The following is a 25,549-nucleotide window of genomic DNA, read 5'->3' as shown; positions in this document are numbered from 1 at the left end:
CGTTCCTTCGGCGTTTGAATTGAGGGGGAGGGAAAGCCTTTCGAAAGGCTTTCCGCCGACTTATCCGCCCTGTCGGATGAAGCGGAAGGCGGCGGAGGCGCCCCAGCCGGCGGCGATGGCGATGGCCAGCGACAGGAGACCGTAGACCAGCGGTTGCTGGCGTGAGAGGTTGAAGAGCCAGCGTTCCAGCCCAACCTTGCGCACGTCGATCGTGGTTTCGTACTGCGAGACGACGTCGCCCCCGCGTGTCAGGAAGATGCGCGTGAGATAGTCGCCCTCGGTCAGGTTGGCGGGCAGTTTGACCGAGGTGTTGAACAGTGTCTGCTGGTCGACCTCCACGGTGTTTTCCAGCACTTGGTAGAGACCGTTGTCGGTGCGGATGCGGGCCACGGCTTCGGAAAATTCCTGTGCGTTCTTCACATCCATCGGTGCGCCGACAGACCGGATGGCGCGGGGGATCGAGATCTTGTGGCGCAGGTCCTCGATGTCTTTCACGATCTCCTTGAATGGGCCGGAGGTGGCCACGGCATAGAAACTGGGGGCGGCGTCGACCTCGACGCTGTCGGTATTGACCCAGATGCCGAGGCGCTTTTCCTTGCGGCGCACGACCACAGGCAGTTTGGGCCCGGACACGGCGACAACCACTTCAAGGGGATGGGCCTCGGGGATCGCGGTTTCGCGTTTCACCGCGCCGAAGATCAGGATCTCGGAGCCATCGAAATTGGCGGTGATCGCGACACGGTTCTGGCTCATGCCGAGGACGACCTGTTCCTCGGTGGCCATCAACGGTGTGGCGATCAGGAAAATGAGGGCAGCAAGGTAGCGGAGCATCCTAGTGTCCTCCTACCGCGCCGAGCGAGTAGAGTTCGTTCGGCATGACGAGAAGATCAAAGGCCAGTTTGCCACAGACGGCGAGGACGAGGGCGGCCAGAAGGATGCGCAGTTGTTCCGCCTTGAGACGGGTGCCGATGCGGGTGCCGATCTGTGCGCCGACGACGCCGCCCACCAGGAGAAGCACGGCAAGGGCCATGTCGACGGTATAGTTGGTGGTGGCGTGCAGAAGGGTGGTGAAGGCGGTGACAAAGATGATCTGGAACAGCGAAGTCCCCACCACGACCTTGGTGGGCATGCCCAGCAGGTAGATCATCGCGGGGACCATGATGAAGCCGCCGCCCACGCCCATGATGGCGGCGAGGATCCCCACACAGAGGCCGACCAGAAGCGGCGGGATGACCGAGATGTAGAGACCCGAGACACGGAAGCGCATCTTGAAGGGCAGACCATGAATCCAGTTGTGTTTCTTGCGTTGCGGCGGTGCGGCGTTGCCGCGCGACTTGCGGATCGCGTTCAGGCTTTCGATGAACATCAGGCCGCCGATGATGCCAAGGAAGATCACGTAGCAAAGCTTGACTAGCAGATCGACCTGACCGAGCGACTTGAGATAGTTGAAGATAAACACGCCGAGGCCCGCCCCGGCAAGGCCGCCGACAAGCAGGACACATCCCATCTTTAAGTCGACGGTTCGTCGTTTCAGGTGGGCGAGAACGCCCGAGAAGGACGAGGCCACGATCTGGTTGGCTTCGGTGGCAACGGCCACTGCCGGTGGAATGCCGATGAAGAACAGCAGCGGCGTCATTAGGAAGCCGCCGCCCACGCCGAACATGCCGGACAAAATGCCCACGATTCCGCCCAATCCGAGCAGCAGGAAAGCGTTCACGGAGACTTCGGCGATGGGGAGGTAGATCTGCATGAAACCAGTTAGCGTTACCGTGGAAAAGAATGCAACACATGTGCCGGTCAAAAGGTCGACAGGCTTGATGATTAGTTGCCGATTGGACTTATGGGTTTGCTTGGCTGGCCCCATTCAGGGCCAGCCGGATCACCATGAGAGCCGTTGGCCTAGCGTTCCTTGACGTAGGGCTCGCCTCCGGCACGTGGCGGGATGGCCTTGCCGACAAAGCCTGCGAGAATCACCACGGTCAGGATGTAGGGCAATGCACCCAGCAACTGGCCCTGTACCTTGATGCCGATCACGGTTTCGATCAGGTCGGGGCGCAGTTCGAGCGCCTGGAAAAGGCCGAACAGAAGGGTTGCCCAGAGCGCGTACCATGGTCGCCATTTGGCAAAGATCAGCGCGGCAAGCGCGATATAGCCACGGCCTGCGGTCATGTCTTTTACGAAGCCAGCCTGCAGGGCGGTGGCAAGGTAGGCCCCAGCGAGGCCGCAGAGTACGCCGCAGATCATCACGGCGGCAAAGCGCAGGCCAACCACCGAGACACCGGCGGTATCGACCGAGGCCGGGTTTTCGCCAACCGCACGCAGGCGCAGGCCGAAACGGGTGCGGTAGAGCACCCACCATGTCAGCGGTACGAGGCCAAAGGCGATATAGACAAGGATCGGGTGGCCCGAGATCAGTTCGTGATAGATCGGGCCGAGGATCGGCACGTCCTTGAGGGCTTCGGCAAACGGCAGGGTGATCGGTTCGAACCGGGCTGCCCCTTCGAGTTGCGGCGTACGGCCGCCCTGTTTGAACCAGTCCTGCGCGATCAGCACGGTCATGCCGCTGGCCAGCATGGTGATGGCAAGACCCGAGATCAGCTGGTTGCCACGGAAGGTGATCGAGGCGAGGCCGTGGATGCCCGACAGGAGCAGCGAGACACCGACACCCGCGAACAGGCCAAGCCAGACCGAGCCGGTGGTGTAGGCAAAGGCGGCAGAGAAGAAGGCCGCTGCCAGCATCTTACCTTCAAGGCCGATGTCGAAGATGCCCGCGCGTTCCGAATAGAGACCGGCAAGGCAGGCCAGCAGGAGCGGCGTTGCGAGGCGCACGGTGGTGTCGAGCAGTTGAACGAGGCTGAGGAAATCCATCATGCGTCTCCCTTGCGCAGCGCGAGGAACATTTTTTCAAGCGGCATGCGCACCATGTTGTCGAGGGCTCCGGTGAAGAGGATCACCAGCGCCTGGATCACCACGATCAGTTCGCGCGGGATGTCTGTCCAGAGGGCGAGTTCCGCACCGCCCTGGTAGAGGAAGCCGAACAGGATGGCGGCGAGGAAGACGCCGAAGGGATGGCTGCGGCCCATGAGGGCAACGGCGATCCCGATGAAACCGGCCCCTTCGGTGAAGTTCAGCACAAGGCGTTCGCTTTCGCCCATGGTGGTGTTTATGGCCATCATGCCCGCCAGTGCGCCGGAGATCAGCATTGAGATCACGGTGATGCGGACGGGCGAGATACCGGCGTATTTCGCACCACTTTCGGAATGGCCGAAGGCGCGGATTTCATAGCCGAGCTTGGTGCGCCAGATCAGGAACCAGACGAGGACACAGGCCGCGAGGGCGATGAAGAAGGACACGTTGGCCGGCGCGCCGCGGAACAGGATGTTATCGGCGGTCGAGAACATGTCGCGGAATGTGGGCAGGTGGGTGGACTCGGGGAACTTGGCGCTGGCCGGGTCCATGGAACCGCGCGGACGCAGGAGGCTGACCAGCACATAGTTCAGCAGGGCGGCAGCGATGAAGTTGAACATGATGGTGGTGATCACCACGTGGCTGCCGCGTTTGGCCTGCAGGTAGGCCGGGATCAGCGCCCAGAAGGCACCGAAAATGGCGGCACCCGCGCTGGCCCCGAGGATGGCCAGCGACCAATGCGGCCAGGGGATGTAGAGACAGGCCAGCGCAACACCGAGGCCGCCGAGCATGGCCTGGCCTTCGCCGCCGATGTTGAACATGCGGGCGTGGAAGGCGACCGAGACGGCAAGGCCGGTGAAGATGAAGTTGGTGGCGTAGTAGAGCGTATAACCCCAACCGGACGAGCGCATCAGCGCGCCGTCGACCATCAGCTTGAAGGCAGTCCAGGGGTTTTCCCCGATCGCAAGGATCACGAGGGCCGAGAGGAGGGCCGACAGGACCAGCGAAATCAGCGGGATCAGGACGATGTCCGCCCAATGAGGCATCTTTTCCATTATGCGGCCTCTCCGTTCATGCCGGCCATCAGGAGGCCGAGTTCTTTTTCATCTGTTTGTGCGGGATCGCGTTCGCCCATGATCTGGCCGTCGAACATCACCGCGATGCGGTCGCTGAGCGACATGATCTCGTCGAGTTCGACCGAGACAAGGAGGATCGCCTTGCCCTGATCGCGCAGGTTGACGATCTGCTGGTGGATGAACTCGATCGCGCCGATGTCGACGCCGCGTGTGGGTTGCCCGATCAAAAGAAGGTCGGGGTTGCGTTCGATTTCGCGGGCCACGACGATCTTCTGCTGGTTGCCGCCGGAAAAGTTCTTGGCGGCAAGGCGCGGGTGGGGGGGACGGACGTCGAAACGGTCCATCTGTTCCTGCGCCTTGGCGAGGATACCGGCGTTGTCCATCAGGAGGCCGTTTTGGTAGGCCGGGTCATGGTGGTAGCCAAAGACCGAGTTTTCCCAGGCCGCGTATTCCATGATCAGGCCTTCGCGCTGGCGGTCTTCGGGGACGTGAGCGATGCCGGCGGCGCGGCGGGATTTGCCGTGCGCGCCCTTGCCAACCAGCGGCAGCGTGGCACCGTTCATGGTGATGTCGCCGGTGGCGTTCATGTAGCCGCCCAGCACCTCGAGCAGTTCCGACTGGCCATTGCCGGCAACCCCGGCAATGCCGAGGATTTCGCCGCGTCGCACGGTGAGGTCGATGCCCTTGACGCGTTCGACGCCCTTGTCGTCGGTGACCCGGAGGTTCCGGACCTCGAGAACGGTGTCGCCGGGGGTGGCGGGTTTCTTGTCAACGCGCAGCAGCACCTTGCGGCCCACCATCAGCTCGGCCAGATGCTCCGGGCTGGTTTCCGAGGTTTTCACGGTGTCCGTCATCTGACCACGGCGCATGACCGAGACGGAATCGGTGATGTCCATGATCTCGCGCAGCTTGTGGGTGATGAGGATGATGGTTTTGCCCTCTTCGCGCAGGCGGTCGAGGATGCGGAACAGCTGGTCCGCCTCGGCCGGGGTCAGCACGCCGGTGGGTTCGTCGAGGATCAGGATGTCTGCCTGACGGTAGAGCGCCTTGAGGATTTCAACCCGCTGCTGGTGGCCGACCGAGAGGTTTTCGATCATCGCGTCGGGGTCGACGTTCAGTTCATATTCCTTGGCGAGGTGGGCCAATTCCTTGCGGGCCTTGGCAAGAGAGGGACGCAGGAGGCCACCGTCTTCGGCACCAAGGATGATGTTTTCCAGAACCGTGAAGTTCTCAACCAGTTTGAAGTGCTGGAAGACCATGCCGATTCCGGCGGCGATGGCGGCCTGTGAATCGGGGATCTGGGTTTTCTGGCCCTTGATGAAAATCTCGCCCTTGTCGGCCTTGTAGAAGCCGTAAAGGATTGACATCAAAGTCGATTTTCCAGCGCCGTTTTCACCGATGATACCATGGATTGTACCGGGCATGACGGAAATCGAGATGTCCTTGTTGGCCTGAACCGGGCCGAAGGCCTTGGAGATGCCTTTCAGTTCGATGGCGGGTGCTGTCATTCGGGCTCTCCCAAACCGACGAAGCCGATGAGGCGCGCGGGGCGGTCTTCGGCATCGCATTCGATGAAGTACTGGCCAAGCTGCACGGTGCCGTCCGCCATGCGGAATTCGACGGTGGCGCGGTGATGGCCTTGGGTTGTGCTTTGGGACACGACCGCAGCGGTCGCGCCGGGGGCGTATTGCGTATACATGCCGACATAGTCAACCAGTGCCGCGAGGGAAGTGATCGGCTCGGGCGTGCGCGGGTCGAGGTAGTGGATGTCGGGGGATAGGCTTTGGCCGAGGGCCGCCGCGCGGGCGTCTGCATCTGTCAGGCCCCAGGCGGAAAAGAAACTGGCAATCGCGTCTGACATCTGTGTCCTTTCGCGGGGTCGCGAGGGCGATGAACCCTTTTGACCGAATGGGCGGCCCGATGAGGCCGCCCACGGTATTTCAACTCATCAGGCTGATCAGAACTGGAGAACCGAGCAGCTTTCGTTGTCTGCGTAGTTCTCGACCTTGATCTCGCCGCTGATGATGCCTGCGGTCGCCATGTCGACGGCCTTGGTCATGTCAGCGGTGACCAGAGGTGCGTTGTTGTCGTCCATTGCAACGCCAACGCCCTGGGCCGCGAGGTTCAGGTTCTGGAAGCCGGGAGCGAGGTCTGCGCCGTCCTTGAGGGCGTTGTAAACCGCGACGTCAACGCGCTTGAGCATCGAGGTCAGGACTTTGCCCGGGTGCAGGTGGTTCTGGTTGCTGTCCACGCCGATCGACAGGATGCCTTCGTCGGCTGCGGTTTGCAGAACGCCAACGCCGGTGCCGCCTGCTGCAGCGTAAACCACGTCAGCGCCCTGTGCGATCTGTGCCTTGGTCAGTTCCGAGCCTTTAACCGGGTCGTTCCATGCCGCCGGGGTGGTGCCGGTCATGTTGGCAACGATGGTGGCATCGGGGTTGACCGATTTCACGCCCTGAGCATAGCCGCAGGCGAATTTGCGGATCAGCGGGATGTCCATGCCGCCGATAAAGCCGACGGTGCCGGACTTGGACGCCTTGGCGGCCATCACGCCAGCCAGGAACGAGCCTTCATGCTCGGCAAAAGAGATGGTCTGAACGTTGGGCAGGTTGGCCCAGCCGTCGATGTTCACGAACTTGGTGTCCGGATAATCGGGGGCGACTTCCTCGATCGGGGTGGTCATGGCAAAGCCCATGGTCACGATCGGGTTGGCGCCTGCCTCGGCGAAACGGCGCAGGGCCTGTTCGCGCTGGGCTTCGGACTGAAGCTCGATCTCTAGGTACTTGCCACCGGTTTCATTCGCCCAACGCTCGGCGCCGTTGAAGCCCGCTTCGTTGAAGGATTTGTCGAATTTGCCGCCGAGGTCGAAAATCACCGCCGGTTCGGCCATTGCGGCGCCAGCAGTCAGCGCCATAGCAGCAGCGGCGCCGAGGAATTTGTGCATTAGGGTCATGTGTCTCTCCCAAACGTTGAAGTGGCTGGTCTTTGCGTTGCCAGCCTTTCGAATTGGACTGATCGTGTCAGATCACATGCCAGTAAGGCCGCAGGGACACGGGGTGGTCAAGGCGGATTCGACCATTTGGACAAGATTCAGCAACATTTGATGGCTGACGCTAGGGAAGTCGCTTGGCCATGACGCGTGCGTCGATCCGGCTGCCGTCGGGGCGCTGGTAGTAGCCGCTGCGGATCGCGCGATCCTCGTAACCTGCGGACTGGTAGAGCGCGATAGCCGGCGCATTGTCGGCGGCCACTTCGAGGAAGGCTTCGGTGGCAGCGAGGGTTTGGGCCTGGGTTTCGAAGGCGGTGAGCCAGTGGCGGCCGCGGCCCTGACGGCGGGTGTCCGGGTGGGTGGCGATGGTAAGGAGTTCCGCTTCGCCCGCGATCACGCGGCCAAGGGCAAATCCGGTTGCGTCACCGACGACAAAGCAGAAGGGCGAGGCCAGGAGATCGGCGAATTCCTGTTCCGACCAGGGGCGCGACTGTGTGAAGGCGGCAGCGTGCAGGGCCGAAAGTTGGGCCGGGGTCATGGCAGTATGGTTGGTGCCGGATCGCGCGGTGGGGCGGCATCGGCGGCCTTGATATAGAGCGGGGCCGGGCGGGTCGGGGTCTCTGCGTGGCGCAGGAGAGCGACGCGGGCGATATTCTCGGCAAGTTGTGCCGGTGCGGGCGGCGTGAGGACGGGGAGGTCGGTCTCAAGCGTCTGAAGTAGGGCCGGGGCGGCATCGGGGAGGATGGCATAGACCTGATCGCGCGGGGCAGGGACGGTGGGGACGTGCGGGTCCGGCCGGCCAAACGAGGTGGCGTCGAAGGTGGACACGCCCACGGCGGGGATGTTCAGGGCCAGCGCCAGCCCGCGTGCCGCCGAAACGGAAATTCGGATGCCGGTGAAGTTGCCGGGGCCGACACCGACGCCGATTGCAGTGAGGTCAGCCCAGACAAAGCCCGCTTTGGCAAGGGTTTCTTCGAGAAGCGGCATCAGGCGTTCGGCCTGACCGCGCGCCATGTCTTCGGTTTTCTGCGCGATGAGGGTCTCGTCTTGCAGGAGTGCGGCCGTGCAATGGGGGCCGGAGGTGTCGAAACCAAGGATCAGCGTCACGGGGGCGGTCTTTCAGTCAGCGGCGTTCAGGGTGTTTCGGCCAGAGGCCGAGGCGCGTTCGAGGGTGTCTTCGATATGCAGCCATGGATAGGCGGAATCGGCGTGGCAATGGATGCGCGGCGGCAGGCGGTCGGCCTGATCAATCAGGCCAAGCGGTACGTAAACCTGATCGGGGAGGTAGTCAAAGGTTGCCATCAGAGGCGAGCCGCAGGATGGGCAATTCCAGCGGGTGACGCCTGCGGTGTGGGAGACGCCGGGGCCCTGGTTCGGGGTGGCGGACAGGTCGGCGGCGCGAAAGGCAGCGAAGGCACCGACGGGCGCGCCGGTCCAGCGGCGGCAATCCGAGCAGTGGCAAAAGGCCACCGTCAGCGGAGGGGCGTCCGAATGCAAAGAGACGGCGCCGCAATAGCACCGTCCCGTAAAGGCCGTATCGGCCGAAGGCGTCGGGGTGCCGTCAGACGGCAACCGGGCGTACCTCGGTCACTTCGGGGATATAATGGCGCAGAAGGTTCTCGATCCCCATTTTCAGGGTGAGGGTCGAGGAGGGGCAGCCCGCGCAGGCCCCCTGCATGTGCAGGTAGACAACGCCGCGATCGAAACCGTGGAAGGTGATGTCACCGCCATCCTGTGCCACTGCGGGGCGGACGCGGGTATCAAGAAGTTCCTTGATCTGGACAACGATCTCACCGTCTGGGCCGTCGTGATCGGCGTGGCCGGAAGGGGCGATTGCCTCGCCTGCCATGACCGGCTGGCCGGACTGGAAGTGCTCCATGATCGCGCCGAGGATGGCGGGTTTGATGTGGTCCCACTCGACGTTGTCGGCCTTGGTCACGGTGACAAAGTCATTGCCGAAGAAAACGCCGGTTACGCCATTGACGGCAAACACGCGGCTGGCCAGCGGCGAGGCGCTGGCGCCTTCGGCAGAAGGAAAGTCCGCGGTGCCTGTTTCCAGCACGGTCTGGCCGGGCAGGAACTTGAGTGTTGCGGGGTTCGGTGTGGATTCGGTTTGAATGAACATGTGGGCACCTGCTTTCGAAGTTACATCGGATATGCGCCTTGGGGGGCCGTTAGTCAAGGTTTGGAATGGTTCTAAATCAGCGGCGGAGTGCGTGGTCCAAAGCCTGATCAAGACGGTCGTCGCCCCAGAACAGTTCCTTGCCGACGGTAAAGCTGGGCGCACCGAAGATGCCAAGGGAGATGGCCGTGTCGGTCTGATCGCGCAGGGCCTGTTTGACCTCTGGGGTTTGGGCCTTTTCGATGAGCGACAGGGGGAGGCCCGCCGTTTCCAGACATGTCTCCAGCGTGGAAGGGGCCGAGATGTCTGCGCCCTCGGCAAATTGCGCGGTGTAGACGGCACGACAGAATGCCGGCATGTCAGCGCCTGCCGCAATCGCGAGGCGGGCGGCGTTCAGCCCGTTTTGGGGGAAGGTGTCAGGACGCTGGAGCGGTAAGCCACGCGCGGCACAGAGGCGTTCCATGTCGCGCCACATGTACCGGCCCTTGGCCGGATAAAGGTTGAACGGCGAGGTGGTCCAGCCCTGTGCGGCGAAAATCGGGCCAAGCAGGAAAGGCCGCCAGCGCAGGGTGATGCCGCGCGCACGGGCCATGTCTTCGATCCGCATCGTGGTGAGATAGGAATAGGTCGAGGCGAATTCGAACCAGTAGTCCAGCGCGGGCGCGCTCATGTGATGGCTTCGAGCCGTTCCTTGGAGAGATCGCCGGGCACCACGGTGATCGGGATCGGAAGGCTGCCGGAGTTGCGGGACATCTGGGTCACCAGCGGGCCGGGGCCTTTCTTGTCGGTGCCTGCGCCAAGCACCAGAACCCCGATGTCTTTGTCTTCTGAAATCTGGTCGAGGATTTCGCGCACCGCTTCGCCTTCGCGAATGACCAGTTCGGGATCAACACCCTGCTTGTCGCGCATCCATTTGGCGAAAACTTCGAAATGCGCGTGAATGCGTTCGCGGGCTTCTTCGCGCATCACCTCGCCAACGCTCATCCAGTGATTGAACTCGTCCGGCGGAATGATCGACAGGATCTGCACGCCGCCCTGCGTATGGGCCGCACGCATCGCCGCGAAGCGCATTGCGTTCAGGCATTCGCGACTGTCGTCCAGAACAACGAGGAATTTACGCATCATCAGTCTCCCTTGCGGCGATCATGGCCGATGGTTTGGGCGGTGGCAATGAAAGAAGATAAGTCCAGGCCGGGTTTGCCGTTGCGCGGGATCAGGCGGAATGCGCCCAGTCCCAATAAAGCTCGCGCACACGGCGCGTGACCGGACCCACCTGGTACTGGCGATCGTCAAAGGCGGTGACAGGGGTGACCTTGGACATGTTGCCGGAGAGGAAGACCTCGTCCGCGTCTTCGAAGTCTTCAAAGGACAGGATGGCCTCGTGGACGGCCATGCCGTCGGCCTTCATGTTGGCGATGTGGCGGGCGCGGGTGATGCCGGCGAGGAAGGTACCGTTGGGGATGGGGGTGAAGACCTCGCCATCCTTGACCATGAAGACATTGGCGGTGGCGGTTTCGGCGACATTGCCCATGGCATCGGCCACCAGCGCGTTGGCGAACCCCTTGGAGCGGGCCTCGACCAGCATCCGGGCATTGTTGGGATAGAGGCAGCCCGCCTTGGCGTTCACCACCGCATTGTCGAGGGTCGGGCGGCGAAAACGGGTGCGGGTGAGCGTTGTGGTCGCCTCGGCCGTGGCCATCGGCACGGCCTCGAGGGAAATGGCAAAGCCGGTGGCATCGGCTGTCGGGGCAATCGCGCTCTTGGTCATGTCGCCATCGATGCCCCAGTACATCGGGCGAATATAGACGGCCTCGTCCGCATGGAACCCTTCGAGACCTTCGCGGGTGATCTCCAGCATCGCCTCGACATCCATCGTGGGGGTCAGCATGAGCGCTTCGGCCGAACGATTCACGCGGGCCAGGTGCGCATCGAGATCAGGTGTGATGCCTTCGAAGAAGCGGGCGCCGTCAAACACCGTGGTGCCCAGCCATGCGCCGTGGTCGGCCGCGTTCATCACAGGAACATCGCCGTCGTGCCAGGTGCCGTTGAAATAGGTTCGGATGGTTTTGCTGATGGCCATGATCTGATCTCCCTCACTCGCTCGGGCGGATGCTAGACCCGGGAGGCGGGAAGGTCCATCCCCGGAAAGCGGCAAATGGAAAGCCCCCGACCGGGGGAGGTCGGGGGCGAAAAGTTTGGTTCTGAAAAGGATCTTTGGGGTAATCCGGGTTGCCCTTAGCCGATCAGGCCACCATCGGTGCGACGGATGGCGAAAACACCCGAACGCGGCACGCTGGTGCCACCGCGCGGGAAGTGGGAGTTGCCCTTTTCGCCCGGGTGCTGGATGCCGACAAACATGGTGCGGCGATCCGGCGACCAGCAGATGCCGGTGACTTCGCACTCTTTCGGGCCAACCATGAAGCGGCGGATTTCGCCGGTCACCGTGTCCCCGCAGAGCATCTGGTTGTTGCCCATGCCGGCAAAGTCGCCTTCGTTGGAGTATTTACCGTCGGTCTGGATCCACAGCAGGCCGGTTTCGTCGAAGGCCATGCCGTCGGGCGAGTTGAACATGTTGCCCGCGTTGATGTTCTCGGAACCGGCATAGGCGTCGTCGTGAACCTCGGGGTTGCCCGCCAGCGCAAACAGGTTCCAGGCAAAGCCAGGGGCGCTGTGGTCTTCGTTGTCGGGCATCCAGCGGGCGATCTGGCCATAGTTGTTGCCAACCCGCGGGTTCGGGCCGTTGGCCGGGGTGTCGTCGCCACCCTTGTTCGGCTTCTTGCCGCGGTTCTTGTTGTTGGTGAGCGCGACATAGGCTTCGGCCTTGGTCGGGTTCACCGCCACCCACTCGGGGCGGTCCATGGTGGTTGCACCGACCTTGGAAGCGGCCTGGCGGGTGTGGATGCGGATTTCCGCGTCGGACATGCCGGTGGTTTCCGGGGTCAGGGCCAGCCATTCGCCGCGCATGTCGTCGTGGAACTTGGCCACGAAGAGATCGCCGCTTTCCAGCAGGTCCGAGTTGTCGCCGGTGGCCGCGTAGGTGCCATGCGAGACGAACCTGTACAGAAACTCGCCACGCTCGTCATCGCCGAGGTAGACAACCGCCTTGCCGTTTGCCGCGATGACAACGGCGGCGTTTTCGTGCTTGAAGCGGCCAAGGGCGGTGCGCTTTTTCGGGGTCGAGGTGGGATCGAAGGGGTCGATCTCGACAACATAGCCGGCGCGGTTGGGTTCGTTGGGGTTTTTTGAGACGTCGAAACGCGCGTCAACCTTGGCCCAGCCATAGCCCCAGTCCTTCGACGATACGCCGTAACGCTTGAGTTCGGCGCTGACCTCATGGGCCTCGTCTGCGGCAGAGAAGTATCCGTTGAAGTTTTCCTCGCAGGTCAGGTAGGTGCCCCAGGGGGTTTCGCCGTTGCCGCAGTTGTTCCAGGTGCCAAGGGTCTTGGTGCCGCTCGGATCGGCCGCGGTTTTCAGGAGGTCATGGCCAGCAGCGGGGCCGGTCAGATCCATCTCGGTCCGGGGGGTGATGCGGCGGTTCAACTCGCTGTCGAGGACCACCCGCCAGGCGCCCTTGTCGTCGCGGGCCACTTCGAAGACCGAAACACCATGAGCCATCATGCCCTTTTCGATGTCGTCGCCGTTTTCAGGTTTGCCGTCGGGACGGTTGCCCCAGATGATCTTGCGGTTGGTGTATTCGTTGTTGATGGCCATGACGGTGCGGCCGTTGCGGGTGAAGATCGACATGCCGTCGTTGTTGTCCCCAAAGGCGCGGGCCTGGGTTGCGGCGGTGCCGCGGGTCGCGTCGTCAAACCCGTCGACGCCGCTCCACAGCGGATCGCCCCACTGCACCACCGGCTCCCATTCGAAGCCTTCCGGCACGGTGATGGTATCGTCGGTGTTGGCGGCCACCTGGGCAAAGCCGAAACGGTCCCCGGCCTGTGCCTCGCGGGTCAGGGCGGTGGTGCCGACAAGGAAAGTGCCAAGGCCGAAGGTCATGACCCCGCCAAGAAAGCCGCGGCGCGACAGCGCGGTGTCGACGATCCGGTCAAAGTCGGTCTCTTCCGGGCGCGGGTTCAGCAGTTCGTCATGTTCGTCAAACGAAAGGTCTTCGTGGTCCATCTCTGGCTCCCTGTTCAGGTGGCTATCAGCCTAGTGCGTTCAGAGCGCAAAGCTAGGGGAGGAGAGATACAGATTCGTGACGGAGACATGTCGGCTTTGTAACCGGGTGCCGAAATGCAGGATGCCTTCGGCGGGAGTTTTTGGGGTGCATTGAAGAGAGGGGCCTGCCTTCAATGCACCCAAAATACTCTGGGGGGTGCGGGGGGGCGAGCCCCCCGCGCTGAGATCAGGCGCCGACCATGCCTACGATTTCATAGGTTTTCTTGAGGATCGGCGCGGCGATGGCGCGGGCGCGGGTGGCACCGGCATCAAGGATCTTGTCGATCTCGTCCTGCTCCTGCATCAGGCGGGCCATCTCGGTCGAGATCGGGGCCAGCTTGTCAACCGCCAACTCGGACAGCATCGGTTTGAATTCCGAGAACTGCTTGCCGCCAACCTCGGCGAGGACCGCATCGACCGTGGTGTCGGCGAGGGCCGCGTAGATGTTGACCAGGTTGCGAGCTTCGGGGCGGTCTTCCAGCCCTTTGGCTTCGGAGGGCAGGCCATCGGGATCGGTTTTGGCCTTGCGGATCTTCTTGGCGATGGTTTCGGCGTCGTCGGTCATGTTGATGCGCGAGGCATCCGAGGGATCGGATTTCGACATCTTCTTGGAGCCGTCGCGCAGCGACATCACGCGGGTGGCCGCGCCTTCGATGACCGGTTCGGTTTCCGGGAAGAAATCGACCTTGTAGTCGTGGTTGAACTTGATCGCGATATCGCGGGTCAGTTCGAGGTGCTGTTTCTGGTCTTCCCCGACCGGCACGTGGGTGGCGTGGTAGACAAGGATGTCGGCGGCCATCAGCGCAGGGTAGGCAAACAGACCCAGCGAGGCGTTCTGCTGGTTCTTGCCGGCCTTGTCCTTCCATTGGGTCATGCGCTGCATCCAGCCCATGCGGGCGACGCAGTTGAAGATCCATGCCAGTTGCGCGTGTTCCGAAACCTGGCTCTGGTTGAACAGGATGGATTTGGCCGGGTCGATGCCCGCCGCGATGAAGCCTGCGCAGAGTTCGCGAGTAGCGTGGCGCAGCTTGTCGGGGTCTTGCCAGACGGTGATCGCGTGCAGGTCGACCATGCAATAAACGGTTTCAAAGTCACCTGCGTCCTGCATGGTGACGAACCGCTTCATGGCGCCGAGGTAATTGCCCAGCGTCAGGCCACCCGAGGGTTGAATCCCGGAAAAGACGCGTGGGGTAAAGTTGGAGGACGTTTGGACCGCCTCGTTCATGATGGATACTCCGTCTGGATTTATGTGTGGTGTTGCCTTACCGATGGGGCAAATTCCCGTCAAGGAGAGGCAGAATGCAGAAGCAGGAGAACCAGAGCCCGATCAACCCGCTGCCGCCGGTGGTGGTGGCGTTGTTCTTTGTCATCATCGGGATCGAGCTGATCTTTACGGCGGGTGCGCGCGGCTATGCCGGTGGGCACGAGGGTGTTGGCTGGCGGCTTGCGGCCTTGCAGCGCTATGCCTTTTCGGACGACATTTTCGAGTGGATGCTGGGCAACGGGATCTGGCCGTTTGAACATGTGATCCGCACGGTGACCTATTTGTTTGTCCACCAAAACCTGACCCACGCGGCCTTTGCCGGTGTCATGCTTCTGGCGCTGGGCAAGATGGTGGGCGAGGTGTTTTCGCCGGTCGCGACGCTGGCGGTCTTCGTGGTGTCGGGCATCTGCGGGGCGCTGGCCTTTACGTTCCTGCTTGAGGAATCAGCGCCGCTGATCGGGGCCTATCCCGGGGTTTACGGGCTGATCGGGGCCTTTACCTTTCTGTTGTGGACGCGGCTGGGGCAGCTTGGCGAAAACCAGGCGCGCGCCTTTAGCCTGATCGGGCTTCTAGTCGGCATCCAGTTGCTGTTCGGGCTGATCTTTGGCGGCAACCGCGATTGGGTTGCGGATGTGGCCGGGTTCGGAGCCGGGTTCCTGATGTCGTTTGTCTTTGTGCCGGGCGGCTGGCAGCGCATCCTGAGCCGGATGCGCCGGGATTAAACCTCGCGGCGGGCGGCTTTCTTGAAGTCCGACAGGTTGAAAGCGCCGATCAGCTGGCCAACGGCGAAATAGGTGACGGCGCCGGCGAGGATCAGGAGCGCCAGCGCGAGGTAGCGCCAGCCGTCGGTGCCAAGCATCGGGCCGAGGACAAGGGTTGCACCCCAAAGTGCCGCGCCCATGACGCCAGAGGCAACCACGATCCGCGGCATGCGGCGGCGGAAGCGTTCGTCGAAGCGCGCGACATAGCCCATCGGGCGGGCGCCGACGGCCAGCATCAGAACCATCACCCAACCGGCAAGCGTGGTTGCGACGGCGGGGGCGAGCCAGTCGATGACAGGGGCAAGGCCGATGGCGACGATGGCGTTCACGACCATTGCCCAGAGCGCATAGCGGAAGGGGCTTTTGGTGTCTTCGCGGGCAAAGAACAGCGGTTGCAGCACTTTTTGCAGAACAAAAGCGGGCAGGCCGAGGCCGTAGATGGCGACGGCCACGGCGATGGCGGCGCTGTCGTCGGCGGTGGCCTGGCCGCGTTCGAACAGGACCGAGACCAGCGGCAGCGGGATCACCACAAGCGCCACGGCGCAGGGGATGGTGAGGGCGAGCGCGATTTCGCCGGCGCGGGAAAAGGCAGTGCGCGATCCGGCTTCGTCCCCGGCCTTGAGGCGGCGGGAGAGATCGGGCAGGAGCACGATGCCGACGGCAATGCCGACCACGCCGAGGGGCAGTTGATAAAGCCGGTCGGCGGTGTAGAGCCAGCCGACGGCGCGGTCAAAGTATGAGGCGACCTGTTGGCCGACAAGCAGGTTGATCTGGACCACGCCACCGGCGAGGGCGGCGGGCAGGGCCACGACCACCAGCCGTTTCATGTCTGGTGACCAGCGCGGGCGTTGCAGGCGCATCGGGAAGCCAGCCCGCGCGGCGGCAACCGTCACCAGCAGCAGCTGCGCGACACCGGCGACGGGGATCATCCAGATCAGGGTGCGGGCGACATCCCCGCCGATCCATGCGGAAATCGCCAGCCCGCTGACCAGGAGAACGTTCAGAAGGACCGGTGCGGCGGCGGCGGCGGCAAAGCGTCCGGTGGCGTTCAGCACGCCGGACAGGAGGGCGGCCAGCGAGATGAACAGGATGTAGGGAAAGGCGATGCGGCCGAATTCGACCGAGAGGGCGAACTGGTCCTGACCGGCAAAGCCGGAGGCCAGCCCCCAGACCAGCCATGGCATGACCGCCTGCGCCAGCAGCGTCAGAAGGATCAGCACGGTGGCGAGGCCGGAAAAGGCCTCGCGGGCAAAGCCGAGGGCGTCTTCATCCCCTTCGAGCCGTTTGGAGAACATGGGCACAAAGGCCATGTTGAACGCCCCTTCGGCAAAGAAGCGGCGGAACATGTTGGGCAGGCGGAAGGCCACGACATAGGCCTCATACAGTGGGCCTGTGCCGAGAAAGGCGAGGATCATCGCGTCACGCACGAAGCCGAGGACGCGGCTGGCCATTGTCCAGCCGCCAACTGTCAGGAAGCCACGCATGAGCCGGATCGGCTTCACGACGTGGCCCTTTCGGCGCCGCGCTCGATGGCCTCGCGCAGCTTTGTCTCAAGGGTGCGCTGTTTGCTGTCGGCGTGGAACTTCAGGCCGAACATGTCCTTGACGTAGAAGCTGTCGACCACCTGTTCACCGAAGGTCGCGATCACGGCCGAGGCAATGTAGACATTGCTGTTGGCCAGCGTGCGGGTGAGATCGAACAGAAGGCCGGGGCGGTCGCGGGTGTCGACCTCGATGATGGTGTAGATTTCCGAGCCTTCGTTGTCGAAGGTGATCGTGGTAGGCACCTTGAAGGCGCGTTCGCGTTTCTTGATCACATCGCGCGACTTCATGGCCTCGGTTGCGATCACTTCGCCCTTGAGCGTCTTGTGGATCATCTGCTCAAGACGTTTCAGGCGGCTGGCCTCGTAGGGTTTGCCCTCAGCGTCCTGTACCCAGAAGGCCGCGGTGGCATAGCCGTCCTTCGAGGTGAAGGTGCGGGCATCGACAATATTGGCCCCGACAAGGGCAAGCGCGCCGCACATGCGGCTGAAGATGCCGGGGTGATCGGCCATCGCGAAACAGGCGCGAGTGGCGTCGCGGTCTTCGTCGGGGTGCAGGTCGATGCGGATTTCATCGTCGCCGATGTCGCGCAGCAGGTTGGCAAAGACCACATGGGCAGTGACGTGCAGGCCCTGCCAGTAGGGATCGTAATGGCGACCGGTTTCCTTCTTGAGGTCTTTTGAAGGCCAGTCCGCCAGTTCGGCACGCAGGTTCTTCTTGGCGGCCGCACCGCGGTGTTCGCGGGTCATGGCCTCCATGCCGTTTTCAAGAACGGTCTGGGTCTGGCCGTGCAGCGCCCGCAGCAGCGCGGCTTTCCAGTTGTTCCATGTGTCCGGACCAACGCCGCGAATGTCGCAGACGGTGAGAACGGTCAGCAGGTTCAGGCGGTCGACGGTTTTCACCGCCTTGGCAAAGTCGCGCACGGTGCGCGGGTCGGCGATGTCGCGTTTCTGGGCGGTGTCGGACATCAGCAGGTGGTAGCGCACAAGCCATTCCACGGTGTCGCAATCGCTTTTGCTCAGGCCAAGGCGCGGGGCGACTTTGCGGGTGATCTGGGCGCCAAGGATCGAATGGTCGATGTCACGCCCCTTGCCGATGTCATGCAGAAGCATGGCGACCATGAGGATCTTGCGGTTCACACCCTTCTTGATGATCTCGGAGGAGAGCGGCAGTTCGACCTGCAGTTCCTCGCGTTCGATCTGGGCATAGTTCGAGATCACCTGAATGGTGTGTTCGTCCACCGTGTAGGAGTGGTACATGTTGAACTGCATCATCGCCACGATGGGTTCGAATTCGGGGATGAAGGCCGACAGGACACCCAGTTCGTTCATGCGGCGCAGCGCGCGCTCGGGGTTGCCGTGTTTCAGCAGCAGATCAAGGAAAATGCGCTGGGCTTCCTTGTTGGCCCGGAAGTCATCGTCGATCAGATGCAGGTTTGCCGTGACCAGACGCATGGCGTCGGGGTGGATGAGCAGACCGGTGCGCAGGCCCTCTTCGAAGAGGCGCAGCAGGTTCAGCTTGTCGGACAGGAAGGCTTTGTCGTCGGCGATGGCCAGACGGTTGTGGATTTCCTTGTAGCCCGCCTTGATGCGGGGGCGGCGGCGGAAGATGCGTTCGTAAAGCGGCGCGGCCTTGCGGTGGTCGGCCTCGAGTTTCGTCAGCAGGATGCGGGTCATGTCGCCGACGCTGGTGGCGTGACGGAAATAGTCCTGCATGAAGTGTTCCACGGCACGCCGGCCACCCTTGTCGGTATAGCCCATGCGTTCGGCCACCTCGACCTGCATGTCGAAGCTGAGTTGTTCGACAGGGCGATTGGCGATGATGTGGAGATGGGCGCGCACGGCCCAGATGAAATTCTCAGCGCGTTCAAAGCGTTTGTATTCGTCTTCGCGGAACAGGTCCTGATCAAGCAGGTCGCGGGCGCTTTGGACGTGGTAGGCGTATTTGGCGATCCAGAACAGCGATTGCAGGTCGCGCAGACCGCCTTTGCCTTCTTTCACGTTGGGCTCAACGACATAGCGTTCGCCCTGTTTCTTGTGGCGCTCGTCGCGTTCGTTGAGCTTGGCTTCGATGAATTCGCGTTCGGTACCCTTGAACAGATCATTCTCGAGACGGTTGCCAAGCTCTTCGGACAGGGGCGCGTGGCCGCGCAGGAAGCGGTGTTCAAGGAGCGCGGTGCGGATGGTGAAATCTTCTTCGCCAAGACGCAGGCAGTCTTTTACCGTGCGGGACGCGTGCCCGACCTTCAGGCGCAGGTCCCACAGGATGTAGAGCATGGATTCAATGACGCTCTCGGCCCAGGCGGTGATCTTGTAGGGGGTCAGGAACAGCAGGTCGACATCGGAATGCGGCGCCATCTCTCCACGGCCATAGCCGCCGACGGCAAAGAGCGCGAGACGTTCGCCTTCGGTCGGATTGTTGAGCGGATGCAGATGCTCGGTCGCGACGTGGTGCGCGGCGCCGACAAGACAATCGGTGAGCCAGGTATAGGCGCGCGTCATCGGGCGTGCCTCGAAGGGTTTTGCCGTGAAGGCATCCTTGATGGCGGCGTTGCCCGACTTGCGGGCCGCCATCAGGATTTTGACCACCTCGTTGCGGTAGGAACGATCATCTGCGGCCTCTTCGCGGGCGGCGGCGATCGCGTCCAGAACGGCGGTGCGGTCAAAAATGTCGTCTGCCGGGCAAATCAACTCGGCAGACGGATCGGGAAACGGGGTTGCGGCCTTATCAGAAGCCGAAGCCACCGAAGCTTTGGGGAGCAGGGTCAAGAGTCACCACTTGTCTGTCGCGGATCGTGACGACTGCCAGTCCGCGTTCGTTCGTTCCGTTGGCTCGCAGGCGGAAGATACCATTCACGCCCTGGAAGCCGGCGCCCTGTGTCAGGGCTGTCGTGGTCAATGCGTTGCTTTTGCCCGCTTTGACCAGTGCGCCAATCGCCGCAATACCATCGTAGGCAAGGCCGCTGAGGTTGTGAGGCAGGCCGCCATAGGCCTGTGCGTAGCGGTCAAGGTAGGCCCGGTTCAACTGTGCGTCGGGGCGGGCAAACCATGCGCCCTGAACGCCGGGCAGCGACAGGGTCTGCGAGGGCAAATCCCAGCGGGTCAGGCCGATGTACTGAACCGTCTGCGGATCAAGGCCCGCTTCCGGCAGCATCTGCGAGAACAGGGGCAGCGCACCGGAGGTCGAGGCGGTCATGAAGATCGCGTCGGCGTTGCCGTCGGTGGCGGCGGTCTTGATCTCGTCAATGGCGCTGATCACGCCCTGCTGCGAGAACTCGTAGCCGACGGTGCCCGCGCTGATCGCGGTTGAGCCGTTGAGGGCCGCGTTGATGGCGTTGCGGCCGACCTGACCGGGCACGTTGTTGGAGTGCACGACGAGAACGTTGCGCTTGCCCTGGCTGGCGGCGTATTTCACCAGGCGGTTTGCGGTGTTCTCGAAGGTCGAGCCGAGAATGAAGACGTTGCCGCCCGCGATGGCGGCGTTGTTGGAGAACGACAGGACATTGATGCCCTTGCCGGCCACGGCCTTGCCCACGGCGTTGGCGGATTCGGCGTGCAGCGGGCCGAGAATGATCTTGGCACCTTCCGACACGGCCTGTTGGGCGGCTTGGGCGGCGACATCTGCGTTGCCCTTGGTGGCATAGACACGCAGGTCGATTTTCACGCCGTCCAGATCGGCAATGGCCAGACGGGCCGCGTTTTCAAGGCTTTGCGCGATCAGCGCCTCGCCGGAATCGCTTGAGCCGGCGGGCACGAGAAGGGCGACAGGCACCGGGTTGCTTGTGGAAATGGTCGGGCCAGTGCCTTCGATACAGGCCGAAAGGCCAAGCAGGGCGAGGGCCGAAGCGGCCCCTTTCAGAAACCGGCGGGCGGGGTTAAAACGGGTGAACATGAGGTATCCTTACTTCCACGGCGGGTCGGTTTTCGGGGCGTCGCTTACGGGGGCGGATCATAAACGACACAGATAGCGGGTCCAGCGTTGAATCATCAAATCAGCAGATTGCAGCCGGGGTTGTACTTTGTCGCAACACCTATCGGAACAGCGCGGGACATCACTCTTCGGGCGCTGGATGTGCTGGCCTCGGCAGAGGTGATCGCGGCCGAAGATACGCGTTCGATGCGGCGTCTTCTGGAGATCCACGGCATCAAGCTGGGGGATCGTCCGCTGCTCAGCTACCATGACCATTCCGGCGCGAAGGGGCGCGAGAAGCTGCTGGCGCTGCTGGCTGAGGGCAAGTCTGTTGCCTATGGATCGGAAGCGGGCACGCCGTTGATTGCCGACCCCGGATATCACCTTGCGCGCGAGGCAATGGAAGCCGGGCACAGTGTCACTTCGGCGCCCGGACCGTCGGCGATCATCACGGCGCTGACGCTGGCTGGCCTGCCGACAGATGCGTTTTTCTTTGCCGGGTTCCTGCCCAATGCAAAGGGCGCGCGACGGGCGGCGCTCGAGGCGGTGCGCGAGGTTCCGGGGACGTTGGTGTTCTACGAGTCTCCGAAGCGTACGGGCGAGATGCTGCGGGATGCGGCGATGGTGCTGGGTGGCGGGCGGCAGGCGGTGATCTGCCGAGAGTTGACCAAGAAGTTCGAAGAAGTGCGTCGTGGCACGCTTGAGGAGTTGGCCGCAGGTATCGACGGGGCACTCAAGGGCGAGGTTGTCGTTCTGATTGATCGCGCCGGGGCGAGCGAGGTTGCCGAAGGCGATGTCGAGGCAGCGCTGTCAGAGGCGTTGGAAAACATGTCGGTGCGCGATGCGGCGGACAGTGTGGCCAAGGCTTTTGGCGTGAATAAACGGAAAATTTATCAATTGGCGCTCAAGCTCTCGAAGGGATCGTAAAGCGGGGCTCAGATGGCAGACAAGCAGGCAGAGTTGTTTGACTGGGTGCCGCCTGTTGATCCCGCGCGGGCGCGTAAGGAGCAGCGTGGCAGCCGGGCCTGGCACTCCGGAGCCGCCGCCGAAGACATGGTCGAGCGGGCCTATCTGCGGCGCGGCTTGCGGCTTGTGGCACGGCGATGGCGCAAGGGAGGTGGCGAGATCGACCTCGTGATGCGCGACGGTGAGATGCTGGTGTTCATCGAGGTCAAGAAAGCGCGGGATTTCGATCGCGCGGCAGACCGGATTTCCGAGCGGCAAATCGCCCGTCTTCACAAGGGAGCAGAGGTGTTCCTCGCACAACAGCCGATGGGCGAGTTGACGGCCTGTCGTTTCGATGCGGCGCTGGTGAACGAACGGGGCGAGATTCACATTCTCGAAAGCGCCTTTTGAGGGGGCATTGCAAGGACGCCCCTCATGGGCCATGTAATGGGCAACCATAGCAAAAGGATTGCCCATGAAAATCGCCTTCCAGATGGACCCGATCCAGTCGGTCGACATCAACGCCGACAGCTCTTTCCGGATTGCCGAAGAGGCGCAGGCGCGCGGCCATGAGCTCTTTTACTATTCGCCGGACAAGCTGGCGTATGAAGAGGGGAAGATCACGGCGCGCGGGCATTTCATGACCCTGCGCCGCGAACAGGGCAACCACGCCGACCTTAGCGAAGTAACCCATGTGAACCTTGAGGATTTCGACGTTGTCTGGCTGCGGCAGGACCCGCCGTTCGACATGCATTATATCACTTCGACGCATCTTCTTGACCGCCTCAAGGGCAAGGCGCTGGTGGTGAACGATCCGTTCTGGGTGCGCAACTATCCTGAAAAACTGCTGGTTCTTGATTTCCCGGACCTGACGCCGCCAACCACGATTGCGCGTGATCTGGATACCATCAAGGCCTTCAAGGAAAAGCACGGTGACGTGATCCTCAAGCCGCTTTATGGCAATGGCGGTGCGGGGGTGTTCCGACTGGACGCCAATGACCGCAACCTGACCTCGCTGCACGAGCTGTTCACCGGTTTCAGCCGCGAGCCGCTGATCGTGCAGAAGTTCCTGCCGGACGTCAGCAATGGCGACAAACGCGTGATCCTTGTGGACGGGGAACCAGTTGGCGCGATCAACCGCGTGCCGGCAGCGGGTGAGACACGGTCGAACATGCACGTCGGTGGCCGCCCCGAGAAGATCGGGCTGAGCGAACGGGATCTGGAAATCTGTGCCGCCATCGGCCCGCTTCTGAAGGAAAAGGGGCAGGTGTTTGTGGGGATCGACGTGATCGGGGATTACCTGACCGAGATCAACGTGACCTCTCCGACTGGCATTCAGGAGCTGGAGCGGTTTGACGGCGTGAACATTGCCGAGAAGATCTGGGAAGCCATCGAGGCCAAGCTGGGATGAGCTGGCGTCGGGCGCTGCTGAACACGTCGCTGCGCTGGTTCGAGAAGCCGCATCTGGCGCGCGCTGCAACGCCCGAAGTCTTGCGCAAGTCTTTCGAAATGAAGGCGCGGGTCTGGTTTCACCCGCCGCGCGGCACGCATGTGCGCCGCGACAGGGTGGGGCAGGTGCCTGCCACTTGGGTCGCTGCGCGGGAAGCCCGCGAAGATCGGGTGATCCTTTATTTTCACGGCGGTGGCTATGTGTTCGGCTCCTCGCGCACCCATCAGGGGATGCTGGGGCACCTGTCGGCACATGCCGGGGCGGTGGCCTGCTTGCCGGACTACCGGTTGGCGCCCGAACATCCCTTTCCGGCGGCGATCGAAGATGCGCGCGCGGCCTGGGATGGCTTGCGGGGCGAAGGGTTCGCACCGGGGCAGATCGTGATTGGCGGCGACAGCGCGGGCGGTGGTCTGGCGCTGGCCGTACTGGGCGATCTGATCGCACGCGGAGAGGCGTTGCCTACGGCGGTTTTCGCCCTGTCCCCGCTGACGGACATGACCTTTTCGGGCGCGAGCATGCGAGGCAATGCCCAAAGCGATGTGGTTCTGCCCGCCTCGCGGGCGCAGGAGGCGGCCGAGATGTATCTAGGCACACAGGATGCGCGTGATCCGCTGGCATCGCCGCTCTATGCGGATTTTGCGGGCGCTCCCCCTATCTACATCACGGCCGGCACGACGGAGATCCTGTTGGATGACACGTGCCGCATGGCAGAGAGGTTACGAGAACAGGGTGCCGATGTGCGCGAAGTGATCCTCGAAGACGTGCCGCATGTCTGGCCTTTGTTTCAAGGGCTTATCCCAGAGGCGCGGCAGACACTGCGCGAGATCGGCCAGTGGCTCAACCCTCTTTGGCAGACAAAAGCCGATAGCTGATAGCTTCGGCGAGGTGGGGTTTGCGCACCTCTTCTTCGCCCTCCAGATCGGCGATGGTGCGGGCCACGCGCAGGACGCGGTGATAGCCGCGCGCGGAAAGGCCGAAGCGCTCGGCAATGTCCTGCAGGAAGGCGCGGCCTTCGCTGTCGGGGGCGGCCATTTCTTCGAGCAGTGCGCCGGAGGCATCGGCGTTGACGCGCATGTCGGGATGGTCGGCGAAGCGGTTGTTCTGGCGGGTGCGGGCGTCGGCAACGCGGGCGGCGACGGTGGCCGAGGTTTCCCCCGAAGGCGGCAGATCTAGATCGCGAAAGGCCACGGGCGGGACTTCGAGGCGAATGTCCATGCGATCCATCATCGGGCCGGAGATGCGGCCAAGGTAATCTTCGCCACATTGCGGGGCACGTGAACAGGCCTTGGCCGGATCAAACATCTCGCCACAGCGGCAGGGGTTGGCGGCGGCCACGAGCATGAAGCGGCAGGGATAGGTCACATGGGCATTGGCGCGGGCGACCATGACCTCGCCGGTTTCGATGGGCTGGCGCAGGGTTTCAAGGACAGGGCGCGAGAATTCGGGAAATTCGTCAAGGAACAGAACACCGTTGTGGGCGAGGCTGATCTCGCCGGGGCTGGCGCGGCGGCCACCGCCGACAATGGCGGCCATGCTGGCGGTGTGGTGCGGTTCGCGGAACGGGCGCGCACGGGAGATGCCGCCCTGATCGAGGATGCCGGCGATGGAGTGGATCATCGAGGTTTCCAGAGCTTCCTGCGGAGAGAGGGGCGGCAGGATCGTGGGAAGACGGGCGGCGAGCATGGATTTGCCCGAACCGGGGCTGCCGACCATAAAGACATGGTGGCGGCCTGCGGCGGCGATTTCGAGGGCGCGTTTGGCGCGTTCCTGTCCCTTCACATCGCGCAGGTCTTTTGTGCCGGGGGCGTCGGTGATTTCTCCGGGTTCCGCCGGGGGCAGCGGTGACTGGCCGGTGTAGTGGCGCACCACGTCGGCAAGCGAGTTGGCGCCGATGACCTGAGCCGCGCCGACCCATGCGGCTTCGGGGCCGGAGGCGGCGGGGCACAGGAGGCTGCGGTTGTCTTCGGCGGCGGACATGGCGGCGGGGAGGGCGCCGGTGACCGGGATCAGGGTGCCATCGAGCGAGAGTTCACCAAGCGCGACGCAGCCTTCGGAGGCGTCTTCGGGAATGATCTGGAGCGCGGCGAGAAGGGCAACGGCGAGGGGCAGGTCGAAATGGCTGCCTTCCTTGGGCAGGTCGGCGGGGGAAAGGTTGATGGTGATGCGCTTGGAGGGCAGGGCGATGGCCATCGCGTTGAGGGCCGCGCGCACCCTGTCGCGCGCCTCGGAGACGGCTTTGTCAGGCAGGCCGACAATCGAGAAGGCAGGCAGGCCGTTGGTGATGGCGCATTGCACCTCGACCGGGTGCGCCTCGACCCCTTCGAACGCCACGGTGTAGGCCCGCGCCACCATTTTCACCCCTCCAAGACCTTTCACCATCAATGGTTAACGGCGGAGTCTTAGCGATTGGTAAACGGCGGCGCGGGG

At 63.0% G+C, this 25,549-nt stretch carries 25 protein-coding genes; 5 read left to right on the top strand and 20 right to left on the bottom strand.

The features are described 5' to 3' along the window. Positions 1–60 precede the first annotated feature (60 nt). The 16 genes from ABWV42_RS09540 to trpS form a co-directional block, all read right to left on the bottom strand. A complete protein-coding gene (locus ABWV42_RS09540) occupies positions 61–831 on the bottom strand; it encodes a TIGR02186 family protein (protein ID WP_353339917.1) in 771 nt (256 codons plus the stop codon). Between the two features lies 1 nt (position 832). Further along, entirely contained in the window at positions 833–1,750 is a 918-nt protein-coding gene (locus ABWV42_RS09535; RefSeq protein ID WP_353339916.1) for a sulfite exporter TauE/SafE family protein, read from the bottom strand. Between the two features lie 149 nt (positions 1,751–1,899). Further along, a complete protein-coding gene (locus ABWV42_RS09530) occupies positions 1,900–2,868 on the bottom strand; it encodes an ABC transporter permease (RefSeq protein WP_353340378.1) in 969 nt (322 codons plus the stop codon). After that, a complete protein-coding gene (locus ABWV42_RS09525; RefSeq protein ID WP_353339915.1) occupies positions 2,868–3,962 on the bottom strand; it encodes an ABC transporter permease in 1,095 nt (364 codons plus the stop codon). The genes ABWV42_RS09530 and ABWV42_RS09525 overlap by 1 nt, the downstream gene beginning before the upstream one ends. Further along, positions 3,962–5,491 (bottom strand): ABC transporter ATP-binding protein, encoded by a 1,530-nt coding sequence (locus ABWV42_RS09520; RefSeq protein WP_353339914.1) that lies wholly within the window; start codon positions 5,489–5,491, stop codon positions 3,962–3,964. The genes ABWV42_RS09525 and ABWV42_RS09520 overlap by 1 nt, the downstream gene beginning before the upstream one ends. Next, positions 5,488–5,844, bottom strand: a complete 357-nt coding sequence (locus ABWV42_RS09515; RefSeq protein WP_255103437.1) for a molecular chaperone GroEL — start codon at positions 5,842–5,844, stop codon at positions 5,488–5,490. The genes ABWV42_RS09520 and ABWV42_RS09515 overlap by 4 nt, the downstream gene beginning before the upstream one ends. A gap of 96 nt (positions 5,845–5,940) precedes the next feature. Next, entirely contained in the window at positions 5,941–6,936 is a 996-nt protein-coding gene (locus ABWV42_RS09510) for a BMP family lipoprotein (protein WP_353339913.1), read from the bottom strand. Positions 6,937–7,096: 160 nt separating this feature from the next. Beyond that, a complete protein-coding gene (locus tag ABWV42_RS09505; protein ID WP_353339912.1) occupies positions 7,097–7,510 on the bottom strand; it encodes a GNAT family N-acetyltransferase in 414 nt (137 codons plus the stop codon). After that, positions 7,507–8,079: a tRNA (adenosine(37)-N6)-threonylcarbamoyltransferase complex dimerization subunit type 1 TsaB gene (gene tsaB, locus ABWV42_RS09500; protein WP_353339911.1), complete on the bottom strand. Its 573-nt coding sequence runs from the start codon at positions 8,077–8,079 to the stop codon at positions 7,507–7,509. Before tsaB ends, ABWV42_RS09505 begins: the two co-directional genes overlap by 4 nt. 12 nt (positions 8,080–8,091) lie before the next feature. Continuing rightward, positions 8,092–8,544, bottom strand: coding sequence for a GFA family protein (locus ABWV42_RS09495; protein ID WP_353339910.1), 453 nt, complete (start codon positions 8,542–8,544; stop codon positions 8,092–8,094). Next, on the bottom strand, positions 8,534–9,097 hold the full coding sequence (locus ABWV42_RS09490; protein ID WP_255103427.1) for a NifU family protein: 564 nt from the start codon (positions 9,095–9,097) through the stop codon (positions 8,534–8,536). Before ABWV42_RS09490 ends, ABWV42_RS09495 begins: the two co-directional genes overlap by 11 nt. Before the next feature lie 76 nt (positions 9,098–9,173). After that, positions 9,174–9,764: a 2-hydroxychromene-2-carboxylate isomerase gene (locus tag ABWV42_RS09485; protein ID WP_353339909.1), complete on the bottom strand. Its 591-nt coding sequence runs from the start codon at positions 9,762–9,764 to the stop codon at positions 9,174–9,176. Continuing rightward, positions 9,761–10,216, bottom strand: a complete 456-nt coding sequence (locus tag ABWV42_RS09480; RefSeq protein ID WP_255103423.1) for a universal stress protein — start codon at positions 10,214–10,216, stop codon at positions 9,761–9,763. The genes ABWV42_RS09485 and ABWV42_RS09480 overlap by 4 nt, the downstream gene beginning before the upstream one ends. A gap of 91 nt (positions 10,217–10,307) precedes the next feature. Beyond that, positions 10,308–11,174: a branched-chain amino acid aminotransferase gene (locus ABWV42_RS09475; RefSeq protein WP_353339908.1), complete on the bottom strand. Its 867-nt coding sequence runs from the start codon at positions 11,172–11,174 to the stop codon at positions 10,308–10,310. 155 nt (positions 11,175–11,329) lie between these two features. After that, entirely contained in the window at positions 11,330–13,213 is a 1,884-nt protein-coding gene (locus ABWV42_RS09470) for a PhoX family protein (protein WP_353339907.1), read from the bottom strand. A gap of 226 nt (positions 13,214–13,439) precedes the next feature. Then, positions 13,440–14,477, bottom strand: a complete 1,038-nt coding sequence (gene trpS / locus ABWV42_RS09465) for a tryptophan--tRNA ligase (protein WP_255103418.1) — start codon at positions 14,475–14,477, stop codon at positions 13,440–13,442. Positions 14,478–14,551: 74 nt separating this feature from the next. Here trpS and ABWV42_RS09460 point away from each other — a divergent pair, with 74 nt between their 5' ends. Beyond that, positions 14,552–15,238 (top strand): rhomboid family intramembrane serine protease, encoded by a 687-nt coding sequence (locus tag ABWV42_RS09460; RefSeq protein ID WP_353339906.1) that lies wholly within the window; start codon positions 14,552–14,554, stop codon positions 15,236–15,238. On the opposite strand, the gene murJ is transcribed toward ABWV42_RS09460, so the two are convergent. The 3 genes from murJ to ABWV42_RS09445 are packed head-to-tail and all read right to left on the bottom strand — an operon-like array spanning position 15,235 to position 20,709. Beyond that, on the bottom strand, positions 15,235–16,779 hold the full coding sequence (murJ, locus tag ABWV42_RS09455; protein ID WP_353339905.1) for a murein biosynthesis integral membrane protein MurJ: 1,545 nt from the start codon (positions 16,777–16,779) through the stop codon (positions 15,235–15,237). The genes ABWV42_RS09460 and murJ overlap by 4 nt on opposite strands. Continuing rightward, positions 16,776–19,586, bottom strand: coding sequence for a [protein-PII] uridylyltransferase (locus ABWV42_RS09450; RefSeq protein WP_353339904.1), 2,811 nt, complete (start codon positions 19,584–19,586; stop codon positions 16,776–16,778). The genes murJ and ABWV42_RS09450 overlap by 4 nt, the downstream gene beginning before the upstream one ends. Further along, positions 19,546–20,709, bottom strand: coding sequence for a penicillin-binding protein activator (locus ABWV42_RS09445; RefSeq protein ID WP_255103410.1), 1,164 nt, complete (start codon positions 20,707–20,709; stop codon positions 19,546–19,548). The genes ABWV42_RS09450 and ABWV42_RS09445 overlap by 41 nt, the downstream gene beginning before the upstream one ends. An 87-nt stretch (positions 20,710–20,796) precedes the next feature. On the opposite strand from ABWV42_RS09445, the gene rsmI reads away from it, so the two are divergent. The 4 genes from rsmI to ABWV42_RS09425 all read left to right on the top strand — a co-directional run bounded on the left by rsmI (position 20,797) and on the right by ABWV42_RS09425 (position 23,994). Next, the gene (gene rsmI, locus ABWV42_RS09440; protein WP_353339903.1) at positions 20,797–21,654 is read left to right on the top strand and encodes a 16S rRNA (cytidine(1402)-2'-O)-methyltransferase; all 858 of its coding nucleotides are present in this window, start codon (positions 20,797–20,799) and stop codon (positions 21,652–21,654) included. Between the two features lie 12 nt (positions 21,655–21,666). Then, positions 21,667–22,083 carry a YraN family protein gene (locus ABWV42_RS09435; protein ID WP_353339902.1) on the top strand — a complete coding sequence of 139 codons (417 nt, stop codon included), beginning with the start codon at positions 21,667–21,669 and terminating at the stop codon, positions 22,081–22,083. A gap of 64 nt (positions 22,084–22,147) precedes the next feature. Then, entirely contained in the window at positions 22,148–23,083 is a 936-nt protein-coding gene (gene gshB / locus ABWV42_RS09430) for a glutathione synthase (protein ID WP_353339901.1), read from the top strand. Then, complete coding sequence (locus ABWV42_RS09425) at positions 23,080–23,994, top strand: alpha/beta hydrolase (RefSeq protein ID WP_353339900.1); 915 nt, start codon at positions 23,080–23,082, stop codon at positions 23,992–23,994. Before gshB ends, ABWV42_RS09425 begins: the two co-directional genes overlap by 4 nt. Here ABWV42_RS09425 and ABWV42_RS09420 read toward each other — a convergent pair. After that, a complete protein-coding gene (locus ABWV42_RS09420) occupies positions 23,960–25,474 on the bottom strand; it encodes a YifB family Mg chelatase-like AAA ATPase (protein ID WP_255103404.1) in 1,515 nt (504 codons plus the stop codon). The genes ABWV42_RS09425 and ABWV42_RS09420 overlap by 35 nt on opposite strands. Positions 25,475–25,549 lie beyond the last annotated feature (75 nt).

The sequence above is a fragment of the Pelagimonas sp. KU-00592-HH genome (genome assembly GCF_040369695.1).
Lineage (GTDB): Bacteria > Pseudomonadota > Alphaproteobacteria > Rhodobacterales > Rhodobacteraceae > Shimia.
Note: the sequence above shows the minus strand (reverse complement) of the source record. Positions and strands in the feature narration are given on the sequence as shown.

Bases quoted from the DNA above. Each gene is read 5' to 3' on its own strand.
- ABWV42_RS09540 (WP_353339917.1), bottom strand. From the start codon at position 831: ATGCTCCGCTACCTTGCTGCCCTCATTTTCCTGATCGCCACACCGTTG.
- ABWV42_RS09535 (WP_353339916.1), bottom strand. From the start codon at position 1,750: ATGCAGATCTACCTCCCCATCGCCGAAGTCTCCGTGAACGCTTTCCTG.
- ABWV42_RS09530 (WP_353340378.1), bottom strand. From the start codon at position 2,868: ATGGATTTCCTCAGCCTCGTTCAACTGCTCGACACCACCGTGCGCCTC.
- ABWV42_RS09525 (WP_353339915.1), bottom strand. From the start codon at position 3,962: ATGGAAAAGATGCCTCATTGGGCGGACATCGTCCTGATCCCGCTGATT.
- ABWV42_RS09520 (WP_353339914.1), bottom strand. From the start codon at position 5,491: ATGACAGCACCCGCCATCGAACTGAAAGGCATCTCCAAGGCCTTCGGC.
- ABWV42_RS09515 (WP_255103437.1), bottom strand. From the start codon at position 5,844: ATGTCAGACGCGATTGCCAGTTTCTTTTCCGCCTGGGGCCTGACAGAT.
- ABWV42_RS09510 (WP_353339913.1), bottom strand. From the start codon at position 6,936: ATGACCCTAATGCACAAATTCCTCGGCGCCGCTGCTGCTATGGCGCTG.
- ABWV42_RS09505 (WP_353339912.1), bottom strand. From the start codon at position 7,510: ATGACCCCGGCCCAACTTTCGGCCCTGCACGCTGCCGCCTTCACACAG.
- ABWV42_RS09490 (WP_255103427.1), bottom strand. From the start codon at position 9,097: ATGTTCATTCAAACCGAATCCACACCGAACCCCGCAACACTCAAGTTC.
- ABWV42_RS09485 (WP_353339909.1), bottom strand. From the start codon at position 9,764: ATGAGCGCGCCCGCGCTGGACTACTGGTTCGAATTCGCCTCGACCTAT.
- ABWV42_RS09480 (WP_255103423.1), bottom strand. From the start codon at position 10,216: ATGCGTAAATTCCTCGTTGTTCTGGACGACAGTCGCGAATGCCTGAAC.
- ABWV42_RS09475 (WP_353339908.1), bottom strand. From the start codon at position 11,174: ATGGCCATCAGCAAAACCATCCGAACCTATTTCAACGGCACCTGGCAC.
- ABWV42_RS09470 (WP_353339907.1), bottom strand. From the start codon at position 13,213: ATGGACCACGAAGACCTTTCGTTTGACGAACATGACGAACTGCTGAAC.
- trpS (WP_255103418.1), bottom strand. From the start codon at position 14,477: ATGAACGAGGCGGTCCAAACGTCCTCCAACTTTACCCCACGCGTCTTT.
- ABWV42_RS09460 (WP_353339906.1), top strand. From the start codon at position 14,552: ATGCAGAAGCAGGAGAACCAGAGCCCGATCAACCCGCTGCCGCCGGTG.
- ABWV42_RS09445 (WP_255103410.1), bottom strand. From the start codon at position 20,709: ATGTTCACCCGTTTTAACCCCGCCCGCCGGTTTCTGAAAGGGGCCGCT.
- ABWV42_RS09435 (WP_353339902.1), top strand. From the start codon at position 21,667: ATGGCAGACAAGCAGGCAGAGTTGTTTGACTGGGTGCCGCCTGTTGAT.
- gshB (WP_353339901.1), top strand. From the start codon at position 22,148: ATGAAAATCGCCTTCCAGATGGACCCGATCCAGTCGGTCGACATCAAC.
- ABWV42_RS09425 (WP_353339900.1), top strand. From the start codon at position 23,080: ATGAGCTGGCGTCGGGCGCTGCTGAACACGTCGCTGCGCTGGTTCGAG.
- ABWV42_RS09420 (WP_255103404.1), bottom strand. From the start codon at position 25,474: ATGGTGGCGCGGGCCTACACCGTGGCGTTCGAAGGGGTCGAGGCGCAC.